The organism is Methylobacterium sp. WL116, from assembly GCF_008039455.1.
Taxonomy (GTDB): domain Bacteria; phylum Pseudomonadota; class Alphaproteobacteria; order Rhizobiales; family Beijerinckiaceae; genus Methylobacterium.
In genome coordinates this window covers 1-4232 of record NZ_VRUV01000400.1, presented here as the reverse complement: position 1 = coordinate 4232, position 4232 = coordinate 1, and the positions used below count along the sequence as shown (strand labels likewise).

Genomic DNA, 4232 nt, shown 5'->3' with positions numbered 1-4232 from the left:
GTGCTGCTTCCGGTGCGGACGCCGTCGCACACCCCGCTCCTCGCGGACGCCGCCGCCCGCTTCCGCAAAACCCTGCGCGAGGCTCTTCCTGACAAGCCGGCGCGCACGGCGCCCCGTCTGGTCAGCGGGCTCGACGGCAGCACCGTGTTCGATGCCGCGGCCGGGCTCGACAAGCTGGCGCGCCAGATCGCCACCACGATCGATTGGGCGGCCTGCCTCGACGCCTGCCGGGAATACGGCGCCACCACCGTGCTCGAGCTCGGCCCCGGCCACGCGCTCGCGACGATGGCCGCCGCGGCGCTCCCCGACGCGCGGGTGCGGGCGCTGGAGGATTTCCGTTCCGCGGCGGGCGTGACGGAGTGGCTCTCGGCCTAGGGAACGCTGCGCCCGAAGCGCTCTCCCTCCCCCCGCGGAGGGGGGGAGGGGGAACGTGAAGCTGGGCGCCGGAGCGTTCAGTGGGCCCGGCAGCCCGGTGCCCGGCGGGCCAGCGCGCCCGAACCCGTCACGAATCGAGGGCGTCGGCCTCGTCGATGTCGAGGAGGAAGACGATGTCGGCTTCGTCCTCGTCGTCCTCGCCCTCTTCGGTGGTGGCGTCGTTGGCGGCGGCGTGGCGCGGATCGTCCTCGAAGTCGCCCTCGCCGTCGTCCTCCGCCAGCGCGTCCTCGAAGATCTCGATCTCGTCCTCGCTGGCGGCGCGGATCTTGAGCTCCGAGGTGCCGTTCCAGAGCGGCGCGCCGTCGCTCGTCATCTTCTGGATGTCTTCCTTGAAGCCGTCGCAGGTGAAGAGGTCGCGCGCGGTCTCCTCGTCGCCGTTGATGACCGCCACGGCTTTGCCCTCGATCTCGAGCGTGAACATCGCTGACTTCCCTCTGGTTACCGTGGTTGCGGAAGGCCCCGCATCCGGGCCGTTCGCGCCTGCGCCGCAAGAAAGCTCTGGAACTTCCGCGCACCGCTCTCAATCCGGTCGCGGGGATGCTGTAGGGGGGAACGGTACACCCGCCAACCCCGAATTATCGCGCCGTCCGAGCCCTCCGCGGTCCGCCTCCTGCTTGGACCCGGCGACGGCATGGCGTGGCCGGCGCCGGCCCAGGAAAGAAGGATCATCCCGGATGCGGATCAGGCTCGGCTGCGAGATGCGCTACGCCTTCCCCTATCCCGTGCCGATGGTGGTGATGCTCAACCTGCATCCCTCCTGCGCCGACGCCCTCGAGGCCCCCGATGCGATCGTCACCCATCCCGAGGTGCCGGTCGAGACGTACCGGGACAGTTTCGGCAACCTGTGCGGTCGCCTGATCGCGCCGGCCGGCGCGTTCACCATCGGCACCGACGGGGTCGTCGCCGACGACGGGTTGCCCGATCCCGCCGAGCGGGACGCCGAGCAGCACCGCGTCGAGGACCTGCCGGCCGAGACCCTGCTTTTCCTGCTGCCGAGCCGCTACTGCGAATCCGACCTGCTCGCCGACGAGGCCTGGCGGCTGTTCGGCGACGTGCCGCCCGGCTGGGCCAGGGTGCAGGCGGTGTGCGACTTCGTCCACGCCCACCTCGCCTTCGGCTACGAGTTCGCCCACCGCGACCGCACCGCGCTCGACGCCTACCAGGGCGGGCGCGGGGTCTGCCGCGACTTCACCCATCTCGCGGTGGCGTTCTGCCGGGCGCTGAACCTGCCGACCCGGTACTGCACCGGCTACATCAGCTTCATCGGCGAGCCCGAGCCGCATCCGGCGGGCGACTTCTGCGCCTGGATGGAGGTCTATCTCGGTGGGCGCTGGCACGTGTTCGACCCGCGCAACAACGCGCCGCGCATCGGCCGGGTGATGGTCGCCTACGGGCGCGACGCCGCCGACGTGCCGCTGACCCACACCTTCGGCCCGAACCCGCTGGTCGGCTTCCGGGTCTGGGCCGACGCCGTCGCGGTGATCGACCACCTCGACGCGGAGGCCGCCGAGGAGCCGGAGGAGCCGCTGCCGCCGCAGACCATGACGACCCGGATGGGGTGAGGAGCGTTCATTCTTGGTCTCATGGGTCGGGACCGATGAGGCCCGGCGGACGCCCGCCGCCCTGCGGTCGCGGGGGCCGGATCACGATCCGGGCTCAGGCCCCGCTGCCGCCGCGCGAGATCGCGCGCTTGACCACGCCCTGCACCTCGGGGTTCGAGAGGAACAGGTCGTGGTTGATCAGGCCGCCGCCGTAATCCGAGGCGTCGGCGACGCGCACGCCCAGCGCCTCCAGGCGGTCGCGGTCGGCGGCGCCGGCGCGCACGACGCCGCCGGCGATGGCGCCGGAGAGCTCGAGCGCGCGGTCGTTGGTCGACGAGATCACCGTGATCTTGTGCACGTCCGCGCCGAGCTTGGCGACGCTGCCCGTGAACAGGTCGATGTCGATGTCGGGGGCGGCGAGCACCACGGCACCGATCCGATTCATCGCCGCGTCGCCGGCCTCGGCGCGCAGCATCCGCAGGGTCTCCAGCGTCAGCAGCGTCCCCATCGAGTGGGCGACGATGTTGATCCTGCCCGCGCTCTGGGTCGCCGCGAGGGCCTTCAGCAGGTCCTCGAACGCGTCGCGCGACCACAGCGCGCTCTCCCGGTCGTAGCCGTAATCGAAGGTCGCGGCGGCCGACGGCCAGGTGAACAGGCCGGAGACGCCGCGGAAGCGGATGCCGTCCGAGAGTCGGGCCGCGCTGACGGCGGCCGACTCGAACGATTCGCGGTAGCCGTGGACGTAGATCAGCACGTCGCGGCCGAGGGCGGCCTCCGCGAAGGCGTTGGCCGCGCCGGGGCCGGTCTCGACCTTCGGCACCGCGCCGATGGTCCAGTCACCGGAGATCACCGACGAGACCTTGCCGAGTAGCGACCGGTCGGGCGGGGACAGCCGCACCTCGGCGAAGCTCAGGCCGCGTCCGCGCTCGGCGTTGAAGTAGGGGGGCTTGGGCGGGCTGCCGACGGGCTTGCGCGTGGTGGCGACGAGCAGGACCGGCATCACGTCGAGGGCCGACTGCCTCTCGGGCAGCGCGACCGTCCCGGTCGAGAGGCTGTCCGTGACGCAGCCCCCGAGGGACGGCGCCAGCACGGCGGCCCCCCCGAGGGCACCGAGTCGGACGAAGGCGCGGCGGGTCGGAGGCTGGCGCAGCATGATCTCGGGTCTGTCCGGCACGAGGGGAGACGGCGATGTGTCCGGCTCCGAGACCTAGCCTGTGCCGCAGGATCATGACCATGGCAGGGCGTAAGCGTGACCGTTCGTCCGGTGGATTGCGGGCATCCGGCGCGGCGGCCGGGAGCCTCCTCCTGAACGGCGGCGGCGTACGGCGGTCGGAAGGGCAGGGGGATGTCTAGGGCAGGGGGATGCCTCACGATCGGAAAAGGACCCGCCGTGTTCACAGCGCGAAACCCTTTCGATCGCCAGGTCGTCACCGGCGCGTCGCGCGATCGGCCTGGCCACCGCCGCCTCCGTCCTGTCCGGCACCGGCGGCGCTGATGCCGGGATCGCGATCGGCGCGGGCCGACCCGGTCCGTGCCCCTCGACGAACGCCGCCCGCCCCGGCATGAAGGGCGGATGACGCCTCCTTCCCTCGACATCGATGCGCTCCGCACGCGGCTGCTCGCCGGCGACCGGGCCGCGCTCGCCCGCGCCATCACCCTCGCCGAGTCGAAGCGGGCCGATCACCGGGCGCTGGCGCGGGACCTGATCGACGCGGTTCTGCCGCAGACCGGGCAGGCGATCCGCGTCGGCATCACCGGGGTGCCCGGGGTCGGCAAGTCGACGACGATCGACGCGCTCGGCGCCAACCTGACGGCCGCCGGCCACAAGGTGGCGGTGCTGGCGGTCGACCCGTCCTCGACGCGCACCGGCGGCTCGATCCTCGGCGACAAGACCCGGATGGCCCGCCTCGCCCTCGATCCCAACGCCTTCATCCGTCCGTCGCCCTCGTCGGGTACGCTCGGCGGCGTCGCGGCCAAGACCCGCGAGACCATGCTGCTGTGCGAGGCGGCCGGGTTCGACGTGATCCTGGTCGAGACGGTGGGCGTCGGCCAGTCCGAGACGGCGGTGGCGGACCTGACCGACTTCTTCCTGGTGCTGATGCTGCCGGGTGCCGGCGACGAGCTGCAGGGCATCAAGAAGGGCATCCTCGAGCTCGCCGACATGATCGCGGTCAACAAGGCCGACGACGGCGAGGCGGAGCGGCGCGCCAACGCCGCGGCCGGCGAGTACCGCGCGGCGCTCCACATCCTGACGCC

4 protein-coding genes and 1 pseudogene are annotated in these 4232 nt (G+C 72.2%); 3 read left to right on the top strand and 2 right to left on the bottom strand.

Going from position 1 to position 4232, the window contains the following annotated elements; all coding sequences use genetic code 11:
• Nucleotides 1-375: pseudogene (locus tag FV223_RS21355) on the top strand (acyl transferase); the annotation flags it as partial.
• 127 nt (nucleotides 376-502) lie between these two features.
• Here the strand turns inward: FV223_RS21355 and FV223_RS21350 are convergent.
• Complete coding sequence (locus FV223_RS21350; protein WP_147728881.1) at nucleotides 503-856, bottom strand: hypothetical protein; 354 nt, start codon at nucleotides 854-856, stop codon at nucleotides 503-505.
• A gap of 253 nt (nucleotides 857-1109) precedes the next feature.
• Here FV223_RS21350 and FV223_RS21345 point away from each other — a divergent pair, with 253 nt between their 5' ends.
• Nucleotides 1110-1997: a transglutaminase family protein gene (locus FV223_RS21345; protein ID WP_147728880.1), complete on the top strand. Its 888-nt coding sequence runs from the start codon at nucleotides 1110-1112 to the stop codon at nucleotides 1995-1997.
• A gap of 94 nt (nucleotides 1998-2091) precedes the next feature.
• On the opposite strand, the gene FV223_RS21340 is transcribed toward FV223_RS21345, so the two are convergent.
• Nucleotides 2092-3129 carry an alpha/beta hydrolase gene (locus FV223_RS21340; RefSeq protein ID WP_147728879.1) on the bottom strand — a complete coding sequence of 346 codons (1038 nt, stop codon included), beginning with the start codon at nucleotides 3127-3129 and terminating at the stop codon, nucleotides 2092-2094.
• Between the two features lie 420 nt (nucleotides 3130-3549).
• On the opposite strand from FV223_RS21340, the gene meaB reads away from it, so the two are divergent.
• The coding region (meaB, locus tag FV223_RS21335; RefSeq protein WP_147728878.1) for a methylmalonyl Co-A mutase-associated GTPase MeaB at nucleotides 3550-4232 on the top strand (683 nt) is incomplete at its 3' end.

Bases quoted from the DNA above. Each gene is read 5' to 3' on its own strand.
- FV223_RS21345 (WP_147728880.1), top strand. From the start codon at position 1,110: ATGCGGATCAGGCTCGGCTGCGAGATGCGCTACGCCTTCCCCTATCCC.
- FV223_RS21340 (WP_147728879.1), bottom strand. From the start codon at position 3,129: ATGCTGCGCCAGCCTCCGACCCGCCGCGCCTTCGTCCGACTCGGTGCC.
- FV223_RS21350 (WP_147728881.1), bottom strand. From the start codon at position 856: ATGTTCACGCTCGAGATCGAGGGCAAAGCCGTGGCGGTCATCAACGGC.